Genomic DNA, 25,248 nt, shown 5'->3' on the forward strand with positions numbered 1-25,248 from the left:
CCGGCCGCGCTCACCGCGTCCGCCAGTTCCCCTCGATCGCCGGCCCGATGTGGTCCAGATAGGACATGGTCAGCTCACGGATCGCGGAGACGCTGCAGTCCTCGCCCACGCTCCAGACCTTGCCCGCGGCCCGCATCACCCCGCTGAACGTGGCCACCAGCACCCGCGGCCGCGGATCGGCGTCCACATCCAGCCCCTCGCGCCGGGCGACCAGCCGCGCCATCTGCTCCTCCAGCTCGGCGGAGCGCCGCAGAAGGACGGCGACCAGCGCCGGCGTCGACTCGATCATCCGGTAGGTGCGCATGTACAGCTCCACCGGGATCACCGACGCGATGGCGCTGCCGATGTCGTCCCAGGCCGCCGCCACCGTGCGGCGCAGGGCGGTGAGCGGGGCCTCCGCCGCGGGCCGGGCCCTCAGCTCGTCGAGGAAGCGGGCCTCGACCATCCCCTGGACCGCGAAGGTGACGTCCTCCTTGTTCGCGAAGTAGCGGAAGAACGTCCGCTGGGAGACATCCACGGCCTCCGCGATCTCGTCGACGGTCGTCGCCTCGTACCCCTGCTCCGTGAACAGTTCCAGCGCCGCACGGATCAGGGCGTCGTGGGTGCGCTGTTTCTTGCGTTCCCGCAGGCCGCCCGCGGGTGCCGAATGCGGCGTCGAGGTGGCCATCCAGCGCCGCCTTTCCCTGGTGTTCTCGCTGCTCAGATTACCTGTGAGCGAGGTGACAGTCACCGACTGATGAATTGCTTTGTCAACTGTCAGTGGCTGTCATTAGCCTCCTCGGTATGAGCTCTCAGACCCCGGTTGCCCACGCCGCGCCGGAACTTCCCGTACCGGAGCCCCCCAGAGGGCTGCGAGGCCATCCGTGGCTGACCCTCTTCTCCGTGGCCATCGGCGTCATGATGGTCGCCCTCGACGGCACGATCGTCGCCATCGCCAACCCGGCCATCAAGCAGGACCTCGGCGCCTCGCTGGCCGATGTGCAGTGGATCACCAACGGCTACATGCTCGCCCTGGCCGTCTCGCTGATCACCGCGGGCAAGCTCGGTGACCGCTTCGGCCACCGCCAGACCTTCCTCATCGGCATCCTCGGCTTCGCCGCCGCCTCCGGTGCCATCGGGTTCTCCCACGAGGTCTCGCTGGTCATCACCTTCCGCGTGCTGCAGGGCCTGTTCGGCGCCCTGCTCATGCCCGCCGCGCTGGGACTGCTGCGCGCCACCTTCCCGGCCGAGAAGCTCAACATGGCCATCGGTATCTGGGGCATGGTCATCGGCGCCTCCACCGCCGGCGGCCCGATAGTCGGCGGACTGCTGGTCGAGCACGTCAACTGGCAGTCCGTCTTCTTCATCAACGTCCCGGTCGGCGTGCTGGCCCTGGTCCTGGGCCTGGTGATCCTCAAGGACCACCGCGCCGAGAACGCCCCGCGCTCGTTCGACGTCCCGGGCATCGTGCTGCTCTCCGGCGCGATGTTCTGCCTCATCTGGCCGCTGATCAAGGCGTCGGAATGGGGCTGGGGCGACATGAAGACCTGGGGCTTCCTGATCGGCTCCGTGGTCCTCTTCGTCCTGTTCGCCGTCCTGGAGACCCGGGTTCGCGAACCTCTCATCCCGCTGCGGATGTTCCGCTCGCTGCCGCTGACCGCCGGCACGGTCCTGATGGTGCTGATGGCCTTCTCCTTCATGGGCGGCCTGTTCTTCGTGACGTTCTACCTCCAGAACGTGCACGGCATGTCCCCGGTGGACAGCGGTCTGCACCTCCTGCCGCTCACCGGCATGATGATCGTCGGCTCGCCGCTCGCCGGCGTCCTGATCACCAAGCTCGGCCCACGCCTCCCGCTGGTCGGCGGCATGGTCCTCACCGCCGTCGCCCTGTACGGCATGTCCGGCCTGGACACCGACAGCGGGACCGGCCCGATGTCCCTCTGGTTCGCGCTGCTCGGCCTGGGCCTCGCGCCCGTCATGGTCGGTGCCACCGAGGTCATCGTCGGCAACGCCCCGCTGGAGCTCTCCGGCGTCGCCGGCGGCCTCCAGCAGGCCGCGATGCAGGTCGGCGGCAGCCTCGGCACGGCCGTGCTCGGCGCGGTCATGGCCTCTCGTGTGGACAACGAACTCCCTGGCGCGTGGAGTGCGGCGGGCCTTCCGCCGGCCCCGCCCGCCCAGGCGTCCCAGCTGTCCGACGCGGTCTCGGCCGGCTTCGCGCCGGTCCCCAAGGGCACCCCGCCGCAGCTGGCCGAGAAGATCACCTCCGTCGCCCACGAGACCTTCGTCTCCGGCATGGGCCTGGCCTTCACGGTCGCCTGCGGGGTGGCCGTCGTCGCGGCCTTCGTCGCCTTCTTCACCAAGCGCGGCGCGAACGCCGAGGCGGGCGCCGGCGTCGGCCACATCTGACCAGGGCACCGGCCGTGCGGCGACCGGTCGCACGGCCCGGCGGCACCTGTCGGCCCGCATCACTCCGGCGCGCGGCCGGTCCGGGAATGTCCCGGACCGGCCGCGCGCCTTTGTGTGCCGGTGGGGAGGGGGAGCGGGGTGGGTCCGGAGCACGGTGGCCGACGGACCAGGGGCATGCGCGCCCGCCGGACGTCAGCAGTCCGCGTCAACCCGCCGTCCGGGGCCGGCGGCCGTCCCTTCCGCCGTACGCCCCACGGGAGTTGGCCCCGGCCGCGGCGGTGAATCCCTCATCCGGATGATGCGGCGCGGGAACCTCCGCCCCGCCTGTGGCGCTCCTGGTGTCGCACGCCCGCGCGGGCCCTCGGTGCGTACCGGGGTGAACGGTTTCTGCGGCCCGCTTCCGCCACCCCGTCCCGCGTCAACACCGCGCCCCCGCGCCCCGCTGCTGACCGCTCTGCTCGTCCACATACCTGATCCGGGTGGGACAGCCGCCACGGCCTTGGCAGCCGCGCCGCACCCTCGCGAAGCTCGTAGCCGAAAGAACCCGCCGCGGGCAGCCGGCCCGCCGCGGGACTGCCATCGCCTACTCCACGGGGGACATTCCCATGCGACTGCGTCTGCGTACGCCCCGCACCACCGCGCTGCTGACCGGCCTCACCGCTCTGGCCGCCGTGCTCGCCGTACCGCCCGCCGTCGGTACCCCGGCCGCGCGGGCGGCCACCGGCGGCCGGGGCGCCGCCTCGGGGGACTGTGCCGCCGGCCAGTTCTGCGTCTGGCCGGCGGCCGACTTCCGCGGCAAGCGGCGGACCTACGAGCTGTCCGACATCGACATCGAGAGCTGCGTCCCGCTGCCCAAGGGAAGCACCGCCGCGGCGCTCGCCAACCGCACCGGCCGGCCGGTCACCACCTATCAGAGCGCGCAGTGCGCCGAGACCGCCGAATTCAACACCTATCCGGGCGGCGGCACCTGGGCACCCCGATCCCCTTATCAGGTAAGGGCGTTCAAGGTATGGGAGCGCTGAACCGCCCGCCCGCGGCCACAGCGCCGCGCCCCCCGACCGGCGAAGAACGCCGGTCGAGGGGCACGGTGAGCACGCTGCGGCGGCCGGCCGCGGTGAGGTCAGGCGTCGCCGCCGGCCTCACCCGCGTCGGCGGCCGTGACGTCCAGGAGCTGGTAGCGGTCGATCGCCTGCTTCAGCAGCGACCGGTCGACCTTGCCCTCCTTGGCGAGCTCGGTGAGCACACCCAGGACGATGGACTGCGCGTCGATGTGGAAGAAGCGACGGGCCGCGCCGCGGGTGTCCGCGAAGCCGAAGCCGTCGGCGCCCAGCGACTGGTACGTGCCGGGAACCCAGCGCGCGATCTGGTCGGGAACCGCACGCATCCAGTCCGAGACCGCGACCGTGGGGCCCTCGGCGCCCTGGAGCTTCTGCGTCACGTACGGGACGCGCTGCTCCTCCTCCGGGTGCAGAAGGTTGTGCTCCTCGATCTCCACCGCGTCGCGGCGCAGCTCGTTCCAGGAGGTCGCCGACCAGACATCGGCCTTGACGTTCCACTCGTCCGCGAGGATCTGCTGCGCCTCGATCGCCCACGGCACCGCGACACCCGAGGCGAGGATCCGGGCGGCGTGCTCACCCTTCTCGCCGGCCTTGACGCGGTGCAGGCCCTTGAGGATGCCCTCGACATCGACGTCGGCCGGCTCCGCGGGGTGCTGGATCGGCTCGTTGTAGACGGTGAGGTAGTAGAAGATGTCCTCGGAATTCTCCCCGTACATCCTCCGCAGACCGTCCTTGACGATGTGCGCGATCTCGTAACCATAGGCCGGGTCGTAGGCGACACAAGCCGGGTTCGTCGAGGCCAGCAGCTGGGAGTGGCCGTCGGCGTGCTGCAGACCTTCACCGGTCAGCGTCGTCCGGCCGGCGGTGGCGCCGAGCACGAAGCCGCGCGCGAGCTGGTCGGCCATCTGCCAGAACTGGTCACCGGTGCGCTGGAACCCGAACATCGAGTAGAAGACGTAGACCGGGATCAGCGGCTCGCCGTGCGTGGCATAGGCGGAGCCCGCCGCGATCAGCGAGGCCGTGCAGCCCGCCTCGGTGATGCCGTCGTGCAGCATCTGGCCGGTCGGCGACTCCTTGTAGGCAAGGAGAAGTTCGCGGTCGACCGACTCGTACTGCTGGCCCAGCGGGTTGTAGATCTTGGCCGACGGGAAGAACGCGTCCATACCGAAGGTGCGGTACTCGTCGGGGGCGATCGGCACGAACCGCTTGCCGATCTCCTTGTCCCGCATCAGGTCTTTCAGGACCCGCACGAACGCCATCGTCGTGGCGATCTTCTGCTGGCCCGAGCCCTTCATGGCACCCGCGTAGGCCTTGTCGTCCGGCAGCGCCAGCGGCTGGGCCCGCACGAGGCGGGTGGGCACATACCCGCCCAGGCCCTTGCGGCGGTCGTGCATGTACTGGATCTCTTCGGAGTCCCGGCCCGGGTGGTAGTACGGCGGCGCGCCGTTCTCCAGGTCCTTGTCCGGGATGGGCAGGCGCAGCCGGTCACGGAAGCCCTTGAGGTCCTCGACCGTCAGCTTCTTCATCTGGTGGGTCGCGTTGCGGCCCTCGAAGTTCGGGCCGAGCGTCCAGCCCTTGACGGTCTGCGCGAGGATCACCGTCGGCTGGCCCTTGTGGGCCTTGGCCGCCGCATACGCCGCGTAGATCTTCTTGTGGTCGTGACCGCCGCGGCCCAGGTGCAGGATCTGGTCGTCGGTCATGTTCTCGACCATGGCGCGCAGCCGCTGGTCGTCGCCGAAGAAGTGCTCACGGATGTAGGCACCGGTCTCGGTGGCATACGTCTGGAACTGACCGTCGGGCGTGCTGTTGAGCCGGTTGACCAGGATGCCGTCGCGGTCCTGCGCGAGCAGCGGGTCCCAGCTGCGGTCCCACACCAGCTTGATGACGTTCCAGCCGGCGCCGCGGAACTGCGACTCCAGCTCCTGCATGATCTTGCCGTTGCCGCGGACCGGGCCGTCGAGGCGCTGCAGGTTGCAGTTGACGACGAAGGTCAGGTTGTCCAGGCCCTCACGGGCGGCGATGGACAGCTGGCCGAGCGACTCGGGCTCGTCCATCTCGCCGTCGCCGAGGTAGGCCCAGACGTGCGACTTGGAGGTGTCGGCGATGCCGCGCGCCTCCATGTAGCGGTTCATCCGCGCCTGGTAGATCGCGCCGAGCGGGCCGAGGCCCATCGAGACGGTCGGGAACTCCCAGAAGTCCGGCATCAGCCGCGGGTGCGGGTAGCTGGACAGACCGTGGGGGGCCTTGGACTTCTCCTGCCGGAAGGCGTCGAGCTGGGCCTCGGACAGTCGGTCCAGGAGGAACGCGCGGGCGTAGACACCGGGCGAGGCATGGCCCTGGAAGAAGATCTGGTCGCCGCCGTCGCCCTCGTCCTTGCCCCGGAAGAAGTGGTTGAAGCCCACGTCGTAGAGGGAGGCGGAGGAGGCGAAGGTGGCGATGTGGCCGCCGACGCCGATGCCCGGACGCTGGGCGCGCGAGACCATGACGGCGGCGTTCCACCGGGTCGCGTTCAGGACCTTGCGCTCGATCTCCTCGTTGCCGGGGAAGAACGGCTCGTCCTTGGTCGCGATGGTGTTCACGTAGTCCGTGCTGCGCATCTCGGGCACGGCCACACGCTTCTCGCGGGCGCGCTCGATCAGGCGGAGCATGAGGTAGCGGGCACGTTCCCGGCCGCGCTCGTCGACGGCTGCGTCGAGCGAGTCGAGCCATTCCTGGGTCTCTTCGGGATCGAAGTCCGGGACCTGGCTGGGAAGGCCGCCAATGATGATCGGGTTTCGATCGGATCCGGAAGCCACGCTGTTCCTTCGTGTTCGGTTCGTGCCGCGCTGTGCAGGCTGTGGATGCTGTGCACGGGACGAATGCTGTCTCTGCCTTGGTGTCGCGCCGTCTCCATCGTGTACCGAGCCACAGGGATACGTCACCTCTACTGATGGGTAACCCATCCGTAGAGAGATGGCGCTGAAAAGGCCGGTTTCTCGGGTCGGCCAAATCGCAACCATACGCTCATGTCGAAAGTGCTTCGCGTACGGACGTCCGGACCCCGAAATGAGATCCGGAACCGGCCGGTGCCCCCCGAAGGGACCAGTCTCGCGCGAGTACCCGACAAACCCGGCAGAATGCTGTGGTGTGAATCACTTCGGCTTGTCCCGCCGGGGTCGTGGTTGCGGCGAGACGCCGCCAAACGTCACCGTTTCGGCGGTCTGGATCGCCGGGTACTTGCGCGATCCGCCCGGCCCGTGTGGACTACGCCCAATGCTCCGCGCACGCGCGGGGTCCCCGAGCATTTCCGAAACATGACAGGAGGCAATCCGTGAGCGCGACCGCGGACCACGCGGAGGAGCGGACCAACCCTGCCGCCAGGCTTGGGTTCGAGCCCGGACAGGTGGTCCAGGAGATCGGATACGACGACGACGTCGATCAGGATCTCCGCGAAGGCATTGAGACCGTGATCGGCCAGGAACTCGTCGACGAGGAATACGACGACGTCTGCGACGTCGTACTGCTGTGGTTCCGCGACGAGGACGGCGACCTCACGGACGCGCTGGTGGACGCCATCGGGCTGATCGACGAGGGCGGGCAGATCTGGCTGCTGACCCCGAAGACCGGCCGTGACGGTTACGTCGAGCCGAGCGACATCAATGAGGCCGCGCAGACCGCGGGTCTGTCCCAGACCAAGAGCATCAACGCGGGCAGGGACTGGGCCGGCAGCCGACTGGTCACACCCAAGTCCGGCAAGCGCTGAGCCGCACCGCCCCGACGTCCCCCGCCGAGCCCCCTCCACCTGTTGTGGAGGGGGCTCGGCCCTGTTCACGGCGCGTTCCCCGGCGGTGAACCCCGGCGCGTAGGGTTGGTCGCGTTCTGTTGGCAGTGAGCGGAAGGGAAGCACCCCATGGCGATCGAGGTCGGCACGAAGGCTCCGGATTTCGAGCTGAAGAACCAGCACGGCGAGCTGGTCAGGCTCTCCGACTTCCGCGGCGAGAAGGCCGTTGTTCTCCTCTTCTACCCGTTCGCCTTCACCGGTGTGTGCACCGGTGAGCTGTGCGCGCTCCGTGACGAGCTCCCGGCGTTCGTCAACGACGACGTCCAGCTGCTGGCCGTCTCCAACGACTCCCCGTTCTCGCTGCGCGTCTTCGCGGAGAAGGAGGGGCTTGAGTACCCGCTGCTGTCGGACTTCTGGCCGCACGGCGAGGCCTCGCGGGCGTACGGCGTCTTCGACGAGGAGAAGGGCTGCGCGGTGCGCGGCACGTTCATCATCGACAAGGATGGCGTGGTGCGCTGGACGGTCGTCAACGGCCTGCCCGACGCCCGCGACCTCAACGACTACGTCAAGGCGCTCGGCACCCTCTGAGCCGCCTCTCCCACGGCGCCGGTGCGTCCACCGGACGGACATCCGCACGGATCCAGGTGCGATATCTGCAATCGGCGGGAACCGGTCACTAGGATCAATTCGTTGATCCGATGCCATGCACGATGGGGGCGCAAATCTTTACGTACCCCTCGAATCTTTGGGAGGACTCGTGGGAGTCAGCCTCAGCAAGGGCGGCAACGTCTCGCTGACGAAGGAAGCCCCCAATCTGACCGCCGTCGTCGTCGGTCTGGGCTGGGATGCGCGTACCACCACCGGTACGGACTTCGACCTGGACGCCAGCGCCCTGCTGACGAACGACCAGGGCAAGGTCGGCAACGACCAGAACTTCGTGTTCTTCAACAACCTGAAGAGCCCGGACGGTTCGGTCGAGCACACCGGTGACAACATCACCGGTGAGGGTGAGGGCGACGACGAGCAGATCAAGGTGAATCTGGCCGCCGTCCCCGCCGAGGTCGACAAGATCGTCTTCCCGGTGTCGATCTACGACGCCGAGACCCGTCAGCAGAGCTTCGGCCAGGTCCGCAACGCCTTCATCCGGGTGGTCAACCAGGCCGACAACAACGAGCTGGCGCGCTACGACCTGAGCGAGGACGCCTCGACCGAGACCGCCATGGTCTTCGGCGAGCTGTACCGCAACGGCGCGGAGTGGAAGTTCCGGGCCATCGGGCAGGGCTATGCCTCGGGTCTGCGCGGCATCGCGCAGGACTTCGGCGTCAACGTCTGAGCGGCCGCGGCCGCGAGCTGATCGTCGACGTCCGGCCGGGCAGCGCCGGCGCAGTGGCTGCCCGGGCCAGGAATAACCGCGTCCGGCGCCGTACGCCCCCGTCCGGGGAGTGCGGCGCCGGACGTGCTTGCAGGGCAGGAAGGGATGCGGCCGTGCCCGGGCGGGGCCGCACCGGCATAGGGGAGGAAGCGAACGATGAGCGTCACGCTTGCCAAGGGGGGCAATGTCTCTCTGTCCAAGGCCGCTCCGGATCTCACACAGATCATGGTCGGCCTCGGCTGGGACGCGCGGTCCACGACCGGAGCGCCCTTCGATCTCGACGCCAGCGCACTGCTGTGCCAGTCGGGCCGGGTGCTGGGGGACGAATACTTCGTCTTCTACAACAACCTCACGAGCCCGGAGGGCTCCGTCGAACACACGGGGGACAACCTCACCGGCGAGGGTGAGGGCGACGACGAGTCGGTTCTGGTCGACCTCACGCAGGTGCCCGAGCGGGTCGACAAGATCGTCTTTCCGGTCTCGATCCATGAGGCCGAGGTGCGAGGCCAGAGTTTCGGCCAGGTCAGCAACGCTTTCATTCGCATCGTCAATCAGGCCGACGGCAGCGAGCTCGCCCGCTACGACCTCAGTGAAGACGCCTCCGGCGAAACGGCGATGATCTTCGGCGAGGTGTATCGCTACAACGGCGAATGGAAGTTCCGGGCAGTGGGACAGGGGTACGCGTCGGGTCTGCGGGGCATCGCTCTAGACTTCGGGGTCAACGTTTCGTAAAGCGCCGCGCACTGCGCGCGGGGGACCCACACAGCGAAGGATTGGGTAGGCAGTGCTCCTGAAAACCTTTGGCTGGTCGTTCGCCATCACGGCGGCCGGCCTCGCCTTGGCCGGCGTGCTCTGGGGGTGGCAGGGGCTCGCGATTGTCGGGATCCTGTCCATCCTGGAGATCTCGCTCTCGTTCGACAATGCCGTCATCAACGCGGGCATCCTGCGCAAGATGAACGCCTTCTGGCAGAAGATCTTCCTTACTGTCGGCATCCTCGTCGCGGTGTTCGGCATGCGGCTGGTGTTCCCGGTTGTCATTGTCGCGATCACCGCGAAGCTGGGGCCGATCGAGGCGGTCAATCTCGCCATCAATGACAAGACGCGCTACCAGGACCTGGTCACCAGCGCCCATCCGGCCATCGCAGCCTTCGGCGGGATCTTCCTGCTGATGATCTTTCTCGACTTCATATTCGAGGAGCGCGACTACAAATGGCTGTCCTGGATCGAAAAGCCCATGGCCAAGATGGGCAAGCTCGACATGCTGTCCGTCATCATCGCCCTGGTCGTCCTGCTGGTGACCTCGATGACCGTGGCCACCGCCGCGGCCCACGGCGCCGGTGACAAGAGCGCCACGGTCCTGCTGGCCGGTGTCGCGGGCCTCCTCACGTATCTCGTCGTCGCCGGAATCTCCGGCTACTTCGAGGACAAGCTGGAGGAGGACGACGAGGACGGCGAGGGCGATCAGCCGGCGGCGGCGCCCGTGAGGAACGGGACCGGCGCGGCGGTGGGGCTGGCCGGCAAGGCCGCGTTCTTCATGTTCCTCTACCTCGAGGTCATCGACGCGTCCTTCTCCTTCGACGGCGTCATCGGCGCCTTCGCCATCACCAACGACATCTTCATGATGGCGCTGGGTCTGGGCATCGGCGCGATGTACATCCGCTCCCTGACGGTTTTCCTGGTCCGCAAGGGGACCCTGGACGACTACGTCTACCTCGAGCACGGGGCGCACTACGCCATCGGCGCGCTGGCCGTCATCCTGCTCATCACGATCAAGTACGAGATCAACGAGGTCATCACCGGCCTGGTGGGCATCGTGCTGATCGGCCTCTCGTTCGGCTCCTCCGTGCTCCGCAACCGGCGCGAGGGCAAACCGGGGGACACCGCGGGACAGACGTCGGAAGTCGCGTCCGGAGTGTGACACGGCGCTGATTGAGGAACGCTTTCTGCGGGGCGGCATGGGGTGCAGACCTCGGGCCGCCCCGTTTGTCGGGGCCGAGCAATGGGGTGGGCAACGTGTCGTTCCTGGAGAATCTGCGGCGCGGTGGCGCTGCGAAGTTCGACTTCGACAGCGGCGGCGCGTCGTACGTCGTCGAGCTGACGAAGCGGAATCCGGTCGTCTCACTGAGCAAGCAGGGGGCGGCCAGCGGGCATCTGCGGGTCAATCTGCACTGGCAGATGCGCACGTCCGACCTTCACGAACGGAGCGGGCACGCCAGGGGCGGGCTGCTGCGGCATCCGGGGAAGCTGTTCAAGCCGGAGATCGTGCAGGCGCAGGGGCCGGCCGTGGTCAATGTCGATCTGGACCTGGCCTGTCTCTACGAGCTCCAGGACGGCACCAAGGGCGTGGTGCAGCCGCTGGGCAACTTCCTCGGCGACCTCAACGGCGCGCCCTTCGTGAAGCTCAGCGGCGACGACCGCTTCGGTTCGGGGTCCGGCGAGACGCTCTACATCAACCTGGACCACCGCGAGGAGATCAAGCGACTGCTGATCTTCGTCTACATCTACGACGGCACACCGGCGTTCGACCGTACGCATGCGGTCGTGACGCTCTATCCGAGCAGCGGACCGCGGGTGGAGCTCAAGCTGGACGAGCGCGCGCCGCAGGCCCGCTCGTGCGCCGTCTTCATGCTGGAGAACGTCAAGGGCGAGCTGACGGTGCGCCGCGAGGTGAAGTACGTCTACGGCTTCCAGGCGGAGCTCGACCGGCTGTACGGCTGGGGCCTGCAGTGGGGGCGGGGCTACAAGTCGAAGGTGTGAGCCGCCCCCGTGGCGCGAGGTGCGGCGGGCCCGCCGCCGGTGTCGCGGCCCGGCCCGCCGCACCCTCCCTAACGGCGCTGGAACTGCGGGCCCTGGGGCGGCAGCACGAAGGACGGGTCCGGCACGAAGGGCTGCTGCGGCGGCACCGGATAGCCGTACGTCCCGGCCGGCGGCGCGGGGGGAAAGCCGTAGCCGGTCGGCGTCTGGGGCTGGTACTGGGGCGGCGGCCCCGGGTAGCCGTACGCGGGCTGGGCCGGGGGCTGCGTCGGCGGGGGCGGCACGTTCTGCGGGTAGCCGTAGCCGCCACCCGTGGGTGCGGGAGCGGCCGGCGGCGCGCCGGCCGGCGGCAGCGGTGCGGACGAGAACGGCTCCGGCATGCCCTCCGGCACATGCTGGGTGACCGCCTCGGAATCGGCCGCCGCGGCGCTCTGCGGATCCGCCGCGGACGGCGCGCCCGAGGCCTGCTCGGGCCAGGTGCTGGGCGGCGGGGTCACGGGGGAGGCGGCGGGGCCGTCCGCGGCGGGCTCGCCGCGGGGGGCCGGGCCCTCGGCCGCGGGCTCCGTGCCGGGCGGCTGCGACGCCGCCTGCGCACCGGTGTCCGCGCCGTCCGGTTCGCCGTCCTCCACCGAGATCCCGAACTCGGTCGCCAGGCCGACCAGCCCGCTGTCGTACCCCTGGCCCAGGGCGCGGAACTTCCAGGCCTCGCCGCGGCGGTACAACTCCCCGCAGATCAAGGCCGTCTCGTCGCCCGTCTCGGGGACCACGTCGAAGACCGCGATCGGCTCGCCGTCGCCGGCCGCCGCGTCGTACAGCAGGACCCGCAGATCCGTCACGCCCGCGAACGGCCCGCCGTCCGAGGAGGCGGCCAGGACGACCCGGTCCACCGAGGGGTCCAGCGCCGCCAGATCCGCCTCGAGGGTGTCGGTCAGTGCCTCATCGCGCTGCGTCTTGGGCAGATGCCGCACCAGGCCGCTGGGGTGGCGCGGCTGGTTGTAGAACACGAAGTCCTCGTCGGAGCGCACGCGTCCGCCGGGGCCCACCAGCAGGGCCGAGGCATCGACATCGGGCACACCGGCGCCGGGCGTCCAGCGCAGGACGGCCCGGACCGCCGTGGCATCGAGGGGTACGTTCGACCCTTTCAGCATCGCGTGCGTCATGCCGCAATCCTGCCTTCCCTCAGCTCGCAGGGACAACGCGGGGCCCCGTGAGCCGCGCACGGGCACGGACGGCGGACACCCGGGCGCCCCGCGGGGGATACGTGATTTTCACGCACGCGGGAACCAACCACACCCCCACGCACGTACGATTATCGGCTGGATCCAGACAGCGAGACACGCGGGGGGCCCGGATCCCGCAGGTATACGGGGAGTCATATGCAGCATTTTGGGTACCTTGCGCCCGACGTTCGGAAGGCGCTGTTCCATCAGGAGCCGGTGGAGTTCACCGCCGATTCCCCGGCCCGCACGCTCGCGGTCGCCCTGGGCGCCACGCTGTACAGCCCCGCCACCCGCCCGCAGCTCGCCGCCGACGTCCTCAAACAGGCCGGGCGTGGCGTGCTGTCCATGGTGCTGTGCCTGGAGGACTCCATAGGGGACGCGGACGTCGAGGCCGGCGAGGAGAACCTCGTCCGCCAGCTCGCGCTGCTCGACGAGGCGGCCGCCGCGGGGGAGTCCCTCCCGCTGCTGTTCATCCGGGTCCGCACCCCCGCACAGATACCGGACCTGGTACGGCGGATGGGAGCCGCCGTGCACAGGCTGTCTGGATTTGTACTTCCGAAATTCACCGAGGAAAGCGGCGTCCCGTTCCTCGAGGCGCTGACCGCGGCCGAGTCCGTGAGCGACCGGCGGCTGTTCGCGATGCCGGTGCTGGAATCCCCGCAGCTGCTGCATCTGGAGAGCCGCACCGAGACCCTGTACGGCATCGCCAGGACCGTTGACAAATACCGCGACCGGGTGCTCGCCCTGCGCCTCGGCGTCACCGACTTCTGCTCCGCCTACGGGCTGCGCAGGGCCCCCGACATGACGGCGTACGACGTCCGGATCGTGGCGTCCGTGATCTCCGACGTGGTCAATGTGCTGGGACGGGCGGACGGCAGCGGCTTCACGGTCACCGGCCCGGTGTGGGAGTACTTCCGGCTGCACGAGCGGATGTTCAAGCCGCAGCTGCGGCGCAGCCCGTTCCTCGGGCACGCCGAGGAACTGCGGACCGCCCTGATCGAGCACGACATGGACGGCCTGCTGCGCGAGATCGAACTCGACCGCGCCAACGGCCTGCAGGGCAAGACCTGCATCCACCCCTCGCATGTCGCACCCGTGCACGCCCTCTCGGTCGTCAGCCATGAGGAGTTCAGCGACGCGGTCGACATCCTCCGTCCCGAACGGGGCGACGGCGGGGTGCTGCGCTCCGCCTACACGAACAAGATGAACGAGGTGAAACCGCACCGGGCCTGGGCGGAGCGGACCCTGCTGCGCGCCGAGGCGTTCGGGGTCGCGGGGGAGGGCGTCGGGTTCGTGGAACTGCTGACGGCGAGCGTTCCGCAGACATGACCCCGGTGAACGGCATGGGTGAACGGCATGACGGTACGAGCAAGGAGACAAAGCGCGTGGTCTGGACAGGGGAATGGGTCGCCGGTCGGCTCGGGGTCTCGCTGAGCGGCGGGGACGAGCTGCCCGAGCTGCTGGGGCTGGCGCTGCGGCGCAACCCCAAGCGGGCTCATCTGCTCGTGTCGAACGTGCTCGGCAAGCATGTGCCGCAGCGGCCGGACGTGGTCCACGGGGCCGGCGTCGGGCTGGGGCGACGGGTGCGGCAGCTGCTGGGCGAGGAGGCCGCCGCCCGCTCCGTCGTCCTGGGCTACGCCGAGACCGCCACCGGCCTGGGGCATTCGGTGGCCGACGGCCTGGCGTCGGCGCCGTATCTGCACTCCACCCGGCGGCCGGTGGCGGGCGTCGCACCGGTGGGCGGGTTCGAGGAGGAGCACAGCCACGCCACCTCGCATCTGCTGCTCCCCGAGGACCCCGCGCTGCTGGCCGGGGACGGACCGCTGGTCCTCGTCGACGACGAGTTCTCCACCGGCACGACCGTGCTGAACACCATCAGGGCGCTGCACGCGCGCTTCCCGCGCGAGCGGTACGTGGTCGTCGCCCTGGTCGACATGCGCTCCCCGGAGGACCGCGGCCGGCTGGAGAAGTGCGCGGCGGAGCTGGGTGCCCGCGTCGATCTCGTGGCGCTGGCCGCGGGCGGCGTCCGCCTCCCCGACGAGGTGCTCTCCCGCGGCCAGGAACTCGTCGCCCGGCACGAGGCCCTCGCGGCCCCGGCCCTGGCGGCCGGCCCGGACCCGATGCCCGGCGCCGGCCCCGCCCCCGCCGTACGGATAGACCTCGGCTGGCCCGCCGGTCTGCCGGACGGCGGGCGGCACGGCTTCACCCCCGCGCACCGCGAGCGGCTCGAGGCCCACCTGCCCGCCATGGCGGACCGGCTCGCGCGGCATCTGGACGGTGCGCGCCGCGTCCTCGTCCTCGGCAACGAGGAGCTGATGTACGCGCCGCTGCGGATCGCCGGGGCGCTGGAAGCACGGGTCACCGCGCCGGACGGCGACCCCGCCCCGGCACCCGCCGACGGCACCGGCGCGGGCGTCTTCTTCTCCACCACCACCCGCTCGCCGGTGCTCGCCGTCGACGACCCCGGATACGCGATCCGCACCCGGCTGTCCTTCCCCGCCCACGACGGGCCGGCCGACGGGCCGGGGGAGCGGTACGCCTACAACGTGGCGCCCGGCTCCGCACCGGAACGCCGCTTCGATGCGGTCGTCGCCGTCGTGGACTCACCCGGCGACCGCCCCGAGCTGCACGCCGAAGGCGGACTGCTGCACCGTCTCGCCGCGCACACCGACCGGCTGCTGCTCGCCGTCGTTCCCTCGTACCCGCCGCAACCGGAAGCCGGACCCATGCCCCTCCCCGAGCCGCTGCGCGGCCCCGCCTTCTCCTCCTACGGGGCCGACGAGGTCGGCTGGCTGCTGCAGGACCTCTCCGGCCTCACCCTGGAAGCGCCGACCGAGGAACGCGAGGAGGCGATCCAGCGCGGCGGCGCCCACTACGCGGAGTCGCTGCCGGTCGAATACCAGCCGAGCGAGGAGTACCAGGCGCTGTTCCACAGCGCACTTGACGCCTCGGCGGGCCGGATCGCGCGCGCCGTCGGGACCGTCACCGAGACCGTGCTCGCCGAACGCGGCCCGCGCCCCGTACTGGTCTCGCTGGCCCGGGCCGGCACCCCCGTCGGGGTGCTGATGCGCCGCTGGGCCCGGCACGCCCACGGGCTGGAGCTGCCGCACTACGCCGTCTCGATCGTCCGCGGCCGGGGCATCGACACCACGGCACTGCGCTGGCTGGCCGACCGGCACGATCCGGCGGACGTCGTCTTCGTGGACGGCTGGACCGGTAAGGGCGCCATCACCCGCGAACTCGCCGAGGCGCTGGAGGACTTCCCGGGCTTCGACCCGCGCATCGTGGTGCTCGCCGACCCCGGCGGCTGCGTCGAGACCTACGGCACCCGCGACGACTTCCTCATCCCGTCCGCCTGCCTCAACTCCACCGTCTCCGGCCTCATATCGCGCACCGTCCTGCGCGACGACCTGGTGGGCCCGGACGACTTCCACGGCGCGAAGTTCTACCGCGAGCTGGCCGGCGCCGATCTGTCGGGCACGTTCCTGGACGCGGTCGCCGCGCGCTTCGACGAGGTCGCCGGGGAGGTCGCCGCGGAGGTGAAGGAGCTGGCCGCCGCCGACCGGACACCCACCTGGGAGGGCTGGGAGGCCGTCCGGCGGATCAGCGAGGAGTACGGCATCCACGACGTCAATCTGGTCAAACCCGGTGTCGGGGAGACCACCCGCGTCCTGCTGCGCCGGGTCCCCTGGAAGATCCTGGCCCGGCGCGGCGCCGGGGCCGACCTCGCCCATGTGCGTCTCCTGGCGGAACAGCGGGGCGTCCCCGTCGAAGAGGTCGACCAGCTGCCCTACACCTGTGTGGGGTTGATCCACCCCCGCTTCACCCGCGGCGCCACCGGAGCCGACGGCACGGCGGTGGCCTCCTGATGCGCACCCTCGTCGCCAGCGACCTCGACCGCACCCTGATCTACTCGGCCGCCGCACTGGACCTCACCATGCCCGACGCGCAGGCCCCCCGGCTCCTGTGCGTCGAGACCTACGCGCGCGCACCGCAGTCCTACCTGACCGAGACGGCCGCCGGGCTGCTCGCCGAACTCGCCGCCCACACCACCTTCGTGCCGGCCACCACCCGCACCCGCGCGCAGTACGGCCGCATTCACCTCCCGGGCCCGGCATCGGAGTTCGCCGTCTGCGCCAACGGTGGCCATCTGCTCGTACGGGGCGCGTCGGACCCGGACTGGCAGCGCACCGTCGCCGAGCGGATCGCCGCGCACTGCGCGCCGCTGGCCGAGGTCCGCGCCCATCTCGCCGGCACCGCCGACCCGGCCTGGCTGCGCAAGGAGCGGGTGGCCGAGGACCTCTTCGTCTATCTCGTCGTGGAGCGGCCGCTGCTGCCGGACACCTGGGTGAAGGACCTCACCGGCTGGGCGGCCGAGCGCGGCTGGACGGTGTCCCTCCAGGGCCGCAAGATCTATGCCGTACCGCAGCCGCTGACCAAGAGCGCCGCCGTGGCGGAGGTGGCCCGCCGCACGGGCGCCGCCGAGATCCTCGCGGCCGGTGACTCCCTGCTCGACGCCGATCTGCTGCTGGCCGCCGACCGCGGATGGCGGCCCGGACACGGCGAACTGGCGGACGCCGGCTGGTCCGCCCCCCATGTCACGGCGCTGGAGGCACGGGGCGTCGCCGCCGGCGAGGAGATCGTCCGCGCCTTCCTCCGCGGCGCCGCCGCCCCGGGACACACGGTGCGGGGAGGCGGCCTCGGCTAGTCTCGCCGGGGCGGTCGGCCGCACCGTCCGGTGACCGGCCGCGACCGTCATCCTTGAGCAGGAGGAGAGTCAGTGGCCGAGTCCAAGAGCACGCAGATCACCGCGGAGACGTACGACTACGTCCTCGCGCACAATCCGCCGCTGAACGACGCCCAGCGCGACATCGTCGAGCTCACCCATCGCGTGTTCCCGGAGGCGGCGAGGATGCAGTCGGCACAGGAACAGGGGCCACTGCTGGCGTTCCTGGTGCGGCTGACCGGGGCCCGGCAGATCGTCGAGGTGGGCACGTTCACCGGCTTCTCGGCGCTGTCGATGGCCCAGGCGCTGCCCGCGGACGGCACGCTGCTCGCCTGCGACGTGTCGGAGGAGTGGACGGCATACGCGCGGGAGTGCTGGGAGCGGGCCGGCGTCGCGGACCGCATCCAGCTGCGCATCGCACCCGCGCTGGAGACCCTGCGCGCGCTGCCCGACGGCCCGCAGTTCGACCTCGCCTACCTCGACGCGGACAAGGGCGGCTACATCGCCTACTGGGAGGAGCTGGTGCCCCGCATGCGGCCGGGCGGTCTGATCGCCGTGGACAACGTCCTGTACAGCGGCCAGGTCGTCGACCCGGCGGCTACCGGCTCGGCCCTGGCGATCAGGGCGTTCAACGACCATGTCGCGGCGGACCAGCGGATGGAAGCGGTGCTGCTCACCGTGGCGGACGGCCTGACGCTGGCACGCAAGCGCTAGGGCCAGGAAGGGCCGTTGAGCCGCGGGCCCCGCCGCAATGCGCTTGACCGGGCCACGGGGGCAACGCTGCACTGTGGCGGGACACCACGCGTCGTGGTGCCGGCATCCGGGGAGGCAGCGGCAGCGATGGAGATCCGTTCCACGACCGACGAGGATCTGGACGTCTTCGTCGACACACTCCATGCCGCGTTCGGGCGCTTCCCGGAAACCCCGGCCGAGGGCGGCGGCGGGGTCTGGTGGTCGGCGCTCGAAATGGGCCGCAACCTGCTCGCCATGACGGCGGACGGGCGGCCCGTCGGCACCGCGGGCGCCTACTCCTTTGAACTCACCCTGCCCGGTGAGATCCTCGTTCCGGCCGCCGGGGTGAGCGCTGTCGGCGTCCTGCCCTCGCACCGACGCCGCGGCGTGCTCAGCGCGATGATGCGGCATCAGCTCGCCGAGCTGCGGGCCCGAGGGGAATTCCTCTCCGTGCTGCTGGCCTCCGAGTCCCCGATCTACGGCAGGTTCGGCTATGGACCGGCGACCTACACGCAGCGGCTGACGGTGTCGCGCCACCAGGCCGCCTTCGACGTCCCCCGGGCGCGCGGAGCGGCCGGTGCCCCGGCGACCGGCTCGGACACGGGCTCGGTCGAGCTGCTGCGGCGTGCCGAGTGCGGCGAGATCCTGGAAGAGGTCTACGACCGGTACCGCCGCGCACAGCCCGGCGCGCTGTCCCGGCCGCACCGCTGGTGGGCCTTGGGCGCGGGGCAGCCCCCGGTCGCTCCGGCGCCGCGCCACGTCGCCGTCCACCGGGACGCCGACGGGGTCCCGGACGGGTACGCGGGCTACTCGGTCGAGTCCGGCACCCTGACGGTCGACGAGACAGTCGCCGCCGACGACGCCGTCTTCACGGCCCTGGCCCGGTTCGTCCTCGGACACGACCTGGTCACTGAGGTCGTGTTCCAGCATTTCCCGCCAGGGCACCCGCTGCGTCGGCAGCTCGCGGACTTCCGCGCCGGCCGGGTGAGCGAGGACACCGACTGGCTCTGGGTGCGGCTGCTGGACGTCCCGCGTGCGCTGACCGCGCGCGGCTGGTTCACGGACGGCGAGCTCGTCCTCGACGTCGACGACCCGTTCCTCGGCGAACCCGGCCGCTACCTGCTGACCGTCCGGGACGGCAAGGCCGACTGCGTCCCGACGGGCCGGGAGCCCGACCTGTCCCTGGACGTGCGCGACCTCGGCTCGGTCTACCTCGGCGGCACCGCCCCGAGCACGCTCGTACGTGCCGGACACATCCGGGCCCACCGCCCGGGCGCGGCCACCCTCGCTGACGCCCTCTTCCGCGCCGAGCGGCCCCCGCACTGCCTGCACTGGTTCTGACCGCGCGCGGTCACCGCACTAGCCGCAGCGGCCGCCTCCGCAGCAGCCGCCGCCACCACCGCGCGGGGCGGGGGCGGCGGGAGCGGCGGCGGAACCGCCGACGGAGACCGTGGAGAGAAGCTTCACGGTGTCTTCGTGGCCCTGGGGGCAGACCGCCGGGGCGGAGGACTCGGCCATCGGACGGTTCAGCTCGAAGGTGCTGTCACAGGGGCGGCACCGGTATTCATAACGAGGCATGAGCACAGATTAGCCGCGGCGCCGCTCCGCACACGACGGGATCGGGCGGCGCGTTCAGCATGCCCGGCTCCACGCGGGCCGGTGCGCCGTCCCCGTCTCCCCGCACGGAGGCCGGCTGTCCCCGTCACCCTGCGCACACCGCCTGGAACTCCGCCGCGCGCTTGCGCAGCTCGTCCAGGTCGCCCCCGTCCGCCGCGTCCCCGATCAGCGGTGAGCCGACGCCCACCGCCACCGCCCCCGCGTCGAAATACGCCTGCGCGGTGGCCGCATCCACCCCGCCGACCGGCACGAACGCCGGGTCGGGGAAGGGCCCGCGGAGCGCCTCCAGATAGGCCGGCCCGCCCATCGACGCCGGGAACAGCTTCAGGGCCGAGACGCCCATCGCATCGGCCGCGATCACCTCGGACGGCGTCAGCACCCCGGCGAGCGTCGGCAGCCCCTGGCGTACGGACTCCTCCAGGCCGGCGCCGAGACCCGGCGTGACGATGAGGTTCGCCCCGGCTTCGGCGGCGCGCCGGGCGTCGGCGGCGGTCTGGACGGTGCCGGCGCCGAGCCAGGCCGCGTCGCCGAGCTCGGCGCGGGCCCGTCGGATGACGGTGAGGGCGTCCTGTCCGCTGAGCGAGATCTCGATCAGCGGAAGGCCTGCCTCCGCAAGCGCCATGACCGTGCGGAAGGACGCTTCCGCATCCCTGCCCCGGATGATCGCTACCAGCCGCTCGGTCCGGAGCGCTTCGCTGAGGTCCATGGCGTTTCCTGCTTTCTCCTGCACCCCGCCGCGTGTGTACTGCGCGACTGGGTCGTTCGGGCGCGCGGGTGACACCGTTGATTATTCCGGTCGGGCAGGCCCTTCGCGTGCCCGACCGTCACAGCCGTCACGGCTCTCTGCCACCATCTGGCTTTCTCCTCCGCCCCGTCCTCACGCGCCCCTTCCGCACCGTCACCACTCGTACTGTCACCGGGCCACCCGCCCCGCACGGTTCCGCCACCACCCGCCCCGCGCGGTTCTGTCCCACCCGCCCCGCCCCGTCCGCTGCCCCGTCACCATTCCGCGAACGCGCCGTCCTCGTGGCGCCACACCGGGTTCCGCCACGCGTGCCCCCGCTCGTCCGCTGCCCGTACGGCGGCCTCGTCCACCTCCACACCGAGCCCCGGGCGGTCGGTCCGCAGCAGGGACCCGCCGTGGAAGCGGAACGGCTCCGGATCCGCGACGTAGTCCAGCAGTTCGGCGCCCCGGTGGTAGTGGATGCCGAGGGACTGCTCCTGGATGAGGAAGTTCGGGGTGGTGAAGGCGACTTGGAGGCTGGCGGCCAGGGCGACCGGACCCAGGGGGCAGTGCGGAGCGAGCTGCGCACCGTAGACCTCGGCGAGTGCGGCGATCCGGCGGAGCTCGGAGATGCCGCCCGCATGCGAGATGTCGGGCTGGACGATCGCGACGCCGGCCTGAAGCGGAGCCAGGAACTCCCGTCGGGTGAAGAGCCGTTCACCGAGTGCGAGAGGAATTCCGGAAGCGTTGACGAGATCGGGGAGGACATGCACGTAGTCGCCGAGCACGGGCTCCTCGACGAACATCGGCGCGTAGTCGGCCAGCAGGGGGAGGAGCCTGCGGGCGTTGGCGGGCGAGACCCGCCCGTGGAAGTCGAGGCCGAAGTCCCGGTCGTCGCCGAGGACTTCGCGTACGGTCTCGGCGCGCAGCAGGCACGCCCGTACCTCGGCACGGGTCGCCACCGGCGTCATCCGGCCGCAGGCGTTCATCTTGACGGCGGTGAATCCGGCCTCGGTCTGAGCGCTGACCGCGTCGCGCAGGGCATGCGGCTCGTCGCCGCCGACCCAGGCGTAGGCGCGGATCTTCTCGCGGACCGGACCGCCCAGCAGCTGATGGACGGGCACCCCGTGCCGCTTCCCCTTGATGTCCCACAGCGCCTGGTCCAGGCCGGCGACGGCGGACGACAGGACGGGCCCGCCCCGGTAGAAGCCGCCCTTGGTCATGACCTGCCAGTGGTCCTCGATACGTGCCGGATCCCGGCCCAGGAGATATTCGGCCAGCACGTCCACCGCTGCCCGCACCGGCTCGGCCCGCCCCTCGACCACCGGCTCACCCCAGCCGATGACGCCCTCATCGGTCTCCACCCGTACGAACATCCAGCGCGGCGGGGCGAGGAAGGTCTCGATGCGGCTGATCTTCATGGGGACCGGGCCGTCCTTTCGGCGTGCGGCACGGGGCGGATGGGGCCGTGTCCTGCCCACCGGCGTCCTGCCCACCCGCGTCCCCGCCGTAACGGCTGCCGTCCGCGGATTCCCCGCTGTGCTAGGGATGCTCCCGCGCGGACAGATCGAGCAGTTCGAGCATGGCCATATAGGCGCCGTCGATGTCCCTGTTCCGTACGGCCTCGACGACCGCGGCATGGGGCGCATGCGGCGGCGCGAGCGCACCGGCCGCGGCGAGCACCTCCCGGTCGCGCTGGACGAGCACCGGCACGATCACCCGGTGCATCTGCGCGTAGAAGCGGTTGTTCGACGCGACCAGCATGGCCGTGTGGAAGGACGCGTCGGCGCGTACCAGCATCACCGGGTCGCCGGCGCTCGCGGCCATCGCGCGCAGCGCGGCGTCCAGTGCCGCCAGATCGTCATCGGTACGGCGCTCCGCGGCGAGCGCGGCCGCCGCGGGCTCGATGGAACGGCGCAGTTCGAGCACGTCGGCGAAGAAGTCGGAGGAGACGCCGGCCGCGAGCTTCCACCGCAGCACGTCCGCGTCCAGGAGATTCCAGTCCTCCCGCGAGCGCACGAACGTGCCGCGCTTGGTGTCGGTGCCGAGGATCCCTTTGGTGGTCAGCACCTTGATCGCCTCGCGCAGCACGGTCTGGCTCACCGCCAGCTCCGCCATCACCTCGGGCGCGGCCAGGCTGTCGCCCTCCCGGTAGGTGCCCGTGAGGATCCGCGTGGCGAGTGCCTCCACCGCCATGGTGTGCACCCCGTGCCCCGCGGCGGAGGTGGCATGCCCGGAACGGCTCATCGTGCTGCTCCCTGCTCCGTACTCCCTGCTTCCGCCGCTCCGCCAACAGCCCCCCGCCCAGCCCGCCGTTACGAGAGGGTGACGCCATCGCGCCCCGGCTCAGGTCTTCTTGCCGCCGGTGCCGGTGCCGGAGTCCGCGCCCCTGCCTCTGCCTCTGCCCCTGCCCCTGCCGGTGTTCCGGCCGCTGGTGCCGGTGTCCTGGCCGCCGGCGAGCGCGTCCGTGCCGGCGGCCGTCCGGCTGAGCCGTCTGCTCCCACTGGTGCCGGCCCCGAACGAACCGCGTCCCGCATGCGAGGCGCCCTGCATCGAGAGCCGTGCCGCCTGCCGCGCGGCCGTCATGCCGGAGACGGGTTGCAGCTGTCCGCGGTCGAACCGTTCCGCCTCGTCCGGGTGCCGGGCCCGCCAGTACGGATTGTCGTGCGAGAGGCCGCCGCTGACCCGTCCGTACATCCCGAAGATCAGCAGCAGCAGCCCCACCAGGAAGCTGAAGAGGACGTTCTGGAGCTGGAAGGCGAGGAAGTTCGCGTCGGTCTGCAGCAGCGCCAGGTTCACGAACCCGCTCAGCAGGAACAGCCCGCCGAACACGATGTTGAGGGTCGAGGCGAAGTTCCCGCCGATCACCATGCCGAGGACGAGGATCGCGCCGACCACGATCGACAGCACGCTCAGGGTGCCGTTGGTGTTCAGCCCGGCCACGGTGTCGCCGCCGGTGTCGAAGTAGCCGATGTGGTGCGTCAGTCCGAGGATGCCGAAGGCGATCAGCACCAGACCCATCAGCCCCGCGCCGATGCGGTAGACCTTGCTGAGCCGGTGGTCCACGGGCAGATGCTCGTCGAGGCGGGTGTGCCGCGCCTTCGTCCGGTGGAACGGTTGCGTGGGCCCGTGCAGGGAATGGCCAGTAACCCCAGTAGCCATGTCCGGCCTCCTTCGCGCAGGGGTGCCGCCTGGGCCGTGCCTGTCTCCAGGATCCGCCCACGCGGCACATCGCGCCATCGCGCCCGGACGGGGCGGGCCGTTGCACGTGCCGGAGGAAAGCCGCGGCAGGCCGTCCTCAGCGCCACCGGGGCGGAGGGCCGCACACCGGGGCCCGCCCGCGTGCCACTGCGCCGGGCCCGGGGCGTGTCCGTCGGGCCGGCCGGGGCAACCGCGTCCGCCGGGTCAGCCGCGTCCGCCGCCGCTCCCCGCCCCGCCTCTGGCGTCCCTGATCTCCTGCACCACCCCGGCCGCCGTCTGCCGGACGGCCTCGGTCTCCGTCAGGAAGTGCCACCAGTCCGGATGCCGCCCCTCCAGACCCGCGACCGCGCGCTCCAGCCGCGCCACCGCCTCGTCCAGGGGGCCGGCGTGCCGCGGGTCGGGGGTGCTGCGGCCGGTCATCGCCAGCCGCTGCGCGTCACGGACCGCGAAGCGGGTCCGGTCGATCTCCTTCTGCCGGTCGAACGACACCGCATCGAGCCGCTGCAGCCGGTCACCGGCCGCCGACACCGCCTCGTCGGTGGTGTCCAACAGCGCCCGTACGGTCGCCAGCCGGCTCGTGGCATCCGCCCAGCGCTGTTCCTCACGCGCCTGCTGCGCCTCCCGCAGCGTGGTCTCGGCCTGCCGGACGGACTGCGCGGCCTGCTCCGGCACCTGCTGCAGGTCCTGCCAGCACGCCGCGCTGTACCGCCGCCGCAGCTCGCTGAGGACCGGGTCGACCTGCCCCGCACGCGTGGTGATCGCCTGCGCCCTGGTCCGCAGCGACACCAGCCGCTTGTCGATCTCCGCGGCCCTGCCCGGCAGCCGCTCGGCCTCGGCCCGTACGGCCTCGGCCTCGCGCAGCACCTCGTCGGCCCGCCGGATCGTCTCCTGGACGCCGTGCTGCCCGGCGCCCTGATTGAGCTTGGTCAGCTCCGGCCCGAGCGCCGCCAGCCGGGCCGCGAGATCATCCGCCCGCAGCCTCTGTGCACGCACCGCATCCAGCCCGTTGCTCGCCGCCAGCAGCGCCTGCCGGGCCCGCTCCACGGCAGGGGCCAGCCGCGCCAGCTGTGTCTCGGCGGACTGCAGCAGCGGCCCCAGCCCCTGCGCGAACCGGTCGAGCTCGCCCTTGACGCGGTTCAGCTCCTCCTTGGCCCGCGTCAGATCGGCCCGCGCCCGCGCGATGGTGGCGCCGTCCAGATCGTCCCGGTCGAGATCGTGTGAGTCGACGGCGGTGATGTAGCCCTGGCTCACCTCGTCGATCCGCCGGCCGAGGCCCTCGTAATCCGCCGCCGCCTTCCGCGCGGCCGGCGAGCCGTCCGCGGCGGTGATCGCCTCTATGGAGATCCGCAGATCCCGCTGCGCGGTGTCCAGCTCGTAGAACGCCTCCGCCGCGGCATCCTTCGCGGCCTGCGCATCGGCCCGCTGGCCCTCCCCGCGCCCGAACCAGCGCCGGGTCCCCCCGCCCGCGAACGCCAGCGGCGCCATCGCCGCCAGCAACGGCAACGGCAGCAGCGCGAGCGCCACCACATCCCGGACACCCCCACGGGCGCGACGGCGTCCTCGCTGCTCATGCGGCTGCGTCTCTGTCGCCGTCACTTCCCTCTCCCGATCGCATCGCCCCAGGCCGAATGTCATTGTCCCACTCACCGGAAACGAACACCCCGGCCGGTAAGTTCGCCTGCACTCACTGGTTTGCGGT

General features: G+C 71.2%; 21 protein-coding genes and 1 pseudogene. 13 read left to right on the top strand and 9 right to left on the bottom strand.

Annotated features, from left to right (window positions below; translation table 11 throughout):
* Positions 1-10 precede the first annotated feature (10 nt).
* Entirely contained in the window at positions 11-667 is a 657-nt protein-coding gene (locus tag OIU81_RS25755; protein ID WP_329151519.1) for a TetR family transcriptional regulator, read from the bottom strand.
* Between the two features lie 116 nt (positions 668-783).
* Between OIU81_RS25755 and OIU81_RS25760 the strand changes: the two genes are divergently transcribed.
* Both OIU81_RS25760 and OIU81_RS25765 read left to right on the top strand, forming a co-directional pair.
* On the top strand, positions 784-2,385 hold the full coding sequence (locus tag OIU81_RS25760) for an MFS transporter (protein ID WP_329151520.1): 1,602 nt from the start codon (positions 784-786) through the stop codon (positions 2,383-2,385).
* A 605-nt stretch (positions 2,386-2,990) separates the two neighbouring features.
* The gene (locus tag OIU81_RS25765; protein WP_329151521.1) at positions 2,991-3,407 is read left to right on the top strand and encodes a peptidase inhibitor family I36 protein; all 417 of its coding nucleotides are present in this window, start codon (positions 2,991-2,993) and stop codon (positions 3,405-3,407) included.
* Between the two features lie 98 nt (positions 3,408-3,505).
* Here OIU81_RS25765 and aceE read toward each other — a convergent pair whose 3' ends face one another.
* Entirely contained in the window at positions 3,506-6,238 is a 2,733-nt protein-coding gene (aceE, locus tag OIU81_RS25770; RefSeq protein ID WP_329151522.1) for a pyruvate dehydrogenase (acetyl-transferring), homodimeric type, read from the bottom strand.
* 515 nt (positions 6,239-6,753) lie between these two features.
* On the opposite strand from aceE, the gene OIU81_RS25775 reads away from it, so the two are divergent.
* The 6 genes from OIU81_RS25775 to OIU81_RS25800 all read left to right on the top strand — a co-directional run bounded on the left by OIU81_RS25775 (position 6,754) and on the right by OIU81_RS25800 (position 11,332).
* A complete protein-coding gene (locus tag OIU81_RS25775; protein ID WP_329151523.1) occupies positions 6,754-7,185 on the top strand; it encodes a DUF3052 domain-containing protein in 432 nt (143 codons plus the stop codon).
* A gap of 147 nt (positions 7,186-7,332) precedes the next feature.
* Positions 7,333-7,791 (top strand): peroxiredoxin, encoded by a 459-nt coding sequence (locus OIU81_RS25780; RefSeq protein WP_329151524.1) that lies wholly within the window; start codon positions 7,333-7,335, stop codon positions 7,789-7,791.
* A gap of 169 nt (positions 7,792-7,960) precedes the next feature.
* Positions 7,961-8,536 carry a TerD family protein gene (locus OIU81_RS25785; protein WP_329151525.1) on the top strand — a complete coding sequence of 192 codons (576 nt, stop codon included), beginning with the start codon at positions 7,961-7,963 and terminating at the stop codon, positions 8,534-8,536.
* Positions 8,537-8,731: 195 nt separating this feature from the next.
* Positions 8,732-9,307, top strand: coding sequence for a TerD family protein (locus OIU81_RS25790; protein WP_329151526.1), 576 nt, complete (start codon positions 8,732-8,734; stop codon positions 9,305-9,307).
* A 52-nt stretch (positions 9,308-9,359) separates the two neighbouring features.
* Positions 9,360-10,493 (top strand): DUF475 domain-containing protein, encoded by a 1,134-nt coding sequence (locus OIU81_RS25795; RefSeq protein WP_329151527.1) that lies wholly within the window; start codon positions 9,360-9,362, stop codon positions 10,491-10,493.
* Positions 10,494-10,588: 95 nt separating this feature from the next.
* Positions 10,589-11,332, top strand: a complete 744-nt coding sequence (locus tag OIU81_RS25800) for a TerD family protein (protein WP_329151528.1) — start codon at positions 10,589-10,591, stop codon at positions 11,330-11,332.
* A 68-nt stretch (positions 11,333-11,400) separates the two neighbouring features.
* On the opposite strand, the gene OIU81_RS25805 is transcribed toward OIU81_RS25800, so the two are convergent.
* Positions 11,401-12,489, bottom strand: a complete 1,089-nt coding sequence (locus OIU81_RS25805; RefSeq protein ID WP_329151529.1) for a TerD family protein — start codon at positions 12,487-12,489, stop codon at positions 11,401-11,403.
* Positions 12,490-12,705: 216 nt separating this feature from the next.
* Here OIU81_RS25805 and OIU81_RS25810 point away from each other — a divergent pair, with 216 nt between their 5' ends.
* From OIU81_RS25810 to OIU81_RS25830, 5 genes are all read left to right on the top strand, one after another.
* Positions 12,706-13,878, top strand: a complete 1,173-nt coding sequence (locus tag OIU81_RS25810; protein WP_329151530.1) for an HpcH/HpaI aldolase/citrate lyase family protein — start codon at positions 12,706-12,708, stop codon at positions 13,876-13,878.
* A gap of 14 nt (positions 13,879-13,892) precedes the next feature.
* Positions 13,893-16,418 carry a phosphoribosyltransferase gene (locus tag OIU81_RS25815; RefSeq protein ID WP_329151531.1) on the top strand — a complete coding sequence of 842 codons (2,526 nt, stop codon included), beginning with the start codon at positions 13,893-13,895 and terminating at the stop codon, positions 16,416-16,418.
* On the top strand, positions 16,418-17,257 hold the full coding sequence (locus OIU81_RS25820; RefSeq protein ID WP_329151532.1) for an HAD family hydrolase: 840 nt from the start codon (positions 16,418-16,420) through the stop codon (positions 17,255-17,257). Before OIU81_RS25815 ends, OIU81_RS25820 begins: the two co-directional genes overlap by 1 nt.
* Before the next feature lie 72 nt (positions 17,258-17,329).
* Positions 17,330-17,989, top strand: a complete 660-nt coding sequence (locus OIU81_RS25825) for an O-methyltransferase (RefSeq protein ID WP_329151533.1) — start codon at positions 17,330-17,332, stop codon at positions 17,987-17,989.
* 126 nt (positions 17,990-18,115) lie between these two features.
* The gene (locus OIU81_RS25830; RefSeq protein WP_329151534.1) at positions 18,116-19,348 is read left to right on the top strand and encodes a GNAT family N-acetyltransferase; all 1,233 of its coding nucleotides are present in this window, start codon (positions 18,116-18,118) and stop codon (positions 19,346-19,348) included.
* Between the two features lie 18 nt (positions 19,349-19,366).
* On the opposite strand, the gene OIU81_RS25835 is transcribed toward OIU81_RS25830, so the two are convergent.
* From OIU81_RS25835 to OIU81_RS25860, 6 genes and pseudogenes are all read right to left on the bottom strand, one after another.
* Positions 19,367-19,585, bottom strand: coding sequence for an FmdB family zinc ribbon protein (locus tag OIU81_RS25835; protein WP_329151535.1), 219 nt, complete (start codon positions 19,583-19,585; stop codon positions 19,367-19,369).
* 124 nt (positions 19,586-19,709) lie between these two features.
* Positions 19,710-20,330 carry a bifunctional 4-hydroxy-2-oxoglutarate aldolase/2-dehydro-3-deoxy-phosphogluconate aldolase gene (locus tag OIU81_RS25840; RefSeq protein ID WP_329151536.1) on the bottom strand — a complete coding sequence of 207 codons (621 nt, stop codon included), beginning with the start codon at positions 20,328-20,330 and terminating at the stop codon, positions 19,710-19,712.
* A 293-nt stretch (positions 20,331-20,623) separates the two neighbouring features.
* Positions 20,624-21,769 (bottom strand): galactonate dehydratase, encoded by a 1,146-nt coding sequence (gene dgoD, locus OIU81_RS25845; protein ID WP_329151537.1) that lies wholly within the window; start codon positions 21,767-21,769, stop codon positions 20,624-20,626.
* Positions 21,770-21,890: 121 nt separating this feature from the next.
* Positions 21,891-22,595: a FadR/GntR family transcriptional regulator gene (locus OIU81_RS25850; RefSeq protein WP_329151538.1), complete on the bottom strand. Its 705-nt coding sequence runs from the start codon at positions 22,593-22,595 to the stop codon at positions 21,891-21,893.
* A 372-nt stretch (positions 22,596-22,967) separates the two neighbouring features.
* A pseudogene (locus tag OIU81_RS25855) lies at positions 22,968-23,510 on the bottom strand (DUF4383 domain-containing protein); the annotation flags it as partial.
* A gap of 243 nt (positions 23,511-23,753) precedes the next feature.
* A complete protein-coding gene (locus tag OIU81_RS25860; protein ID WP_443074045.1) occupies positions 23,754-25,145 on the bottom strand; it encodes a hypothetical protein in 1,392 nt (463 codons plus the stop codon).
* Positions 25,146-25,248 lie beyond the last annotated feature (103 nt).

The organism is Streptomyces sp. NBC_01454, assembly GCF_036227565.1.
Lineage (GTDB): Bacteria > Actinomycetota > Actinomycetes > Streptomycetales > Streptomycetaceae > Streptomyces.

Bases quoted from the DNA above. Each gene is read 5' to 3' on its own strand.
- OIU81_RS25780 (WP_329151524.1), top strand. From the start codon at position 7,333: ATGGCGATCGAGGTCGGCACGAAGGCTCCGGATTTCGAGCTGAAGAAC.
- OIU81_RS25790 (WP_329151526.1), top strand. From the start codon at position 8,732: ATGAGCGTCACGCTTGCCAAGGGGGGCAATGTCTCTCTGTCCAAGGCC.
- OIU81_RS25850 (WP_329151538.1), bottom strand. From the start codon at position 22,595: ATGAGCCGTTCCGGGCATGCCACCTCCGCCGCGGGGCACGGGGTGCAC.
- OIU81_RS25820 (WP_329151532.1), top strand. From the start codon at position 16,418: ATGCGCACCCTCGTCGCCAGCGACCTCGACCGCACCCTGATCTACTCG.
- OIU81_RS25810 (WP_329151530.1), top strand. From the start codon at position 12,706: ATGCAGCATTTTGGGTACCTTGCGCCCGACGTTCGGAAGGCGCTGTTC.
- OIU81_RS25805 (WP_329151529.1), bottom strand. From the start codon at position 12,489: ATGACGCACGCGATGCTGAAAGGGTCGAACGTACCCCTCGATGCCACG.
- OIU81_RS25765 (WP_329151521.1), top strand. From the start codon at position 2,991: ATGCGACTGCGTCTGCGTACGCCCCGCACCACCGCGCTGCTGACCGGC.
- OIU81_RS25840 (WP_329151536.1), bottom strand. From the start codon at position 20,330: ATGGACCTCAGCGAAGCGCTCCGGACCGAGCGGCTGGTAGCGATCATC.
- OIU81_RS25755 (WP_329151519.1), bottom strand. From the start codon at position 667: ATGGCCACCTCGACGCCGCATTCGGCACCCGCGGGCGGCCTGCGGGAA.
- OIU81_RS25815 (WP_329151531.1), top strand. From the start codon at position 13,893: ATGGGTGAACGGCATGACGGTACGAGCAAGGAGACAAAGCGCGTGGTC.
- OIU81_RS25830 (WP_329151534.1), top strand. From the start codon at position 18,116: ATGGAGATCCGTTCCACGACCGACGAGGATCTGGACGTCTTCGTCGAC.
- OIU81_RS25835 (WP_329151535.1), bottom strand. From the start codon at position 19,585: ATGCCTCGTTATGAATACCGGTGCCGCCCCTGTGACAGCACCTTCGAG.
- dgoD (WP_329151537.1), bottom strand. From the start codon at position 21,769: ATGAAGATCAGCCGCATCGAGACCTTCCTCGCCCCGCCGCGCTGGATG.
- OIU81_RS25760 (WP_329151520.1), top strand. From the start codon at position 784: ATGAGCTCTCAGACCCCGGTTGCCCACGCCGCGCCGGAACTTCCCGTA.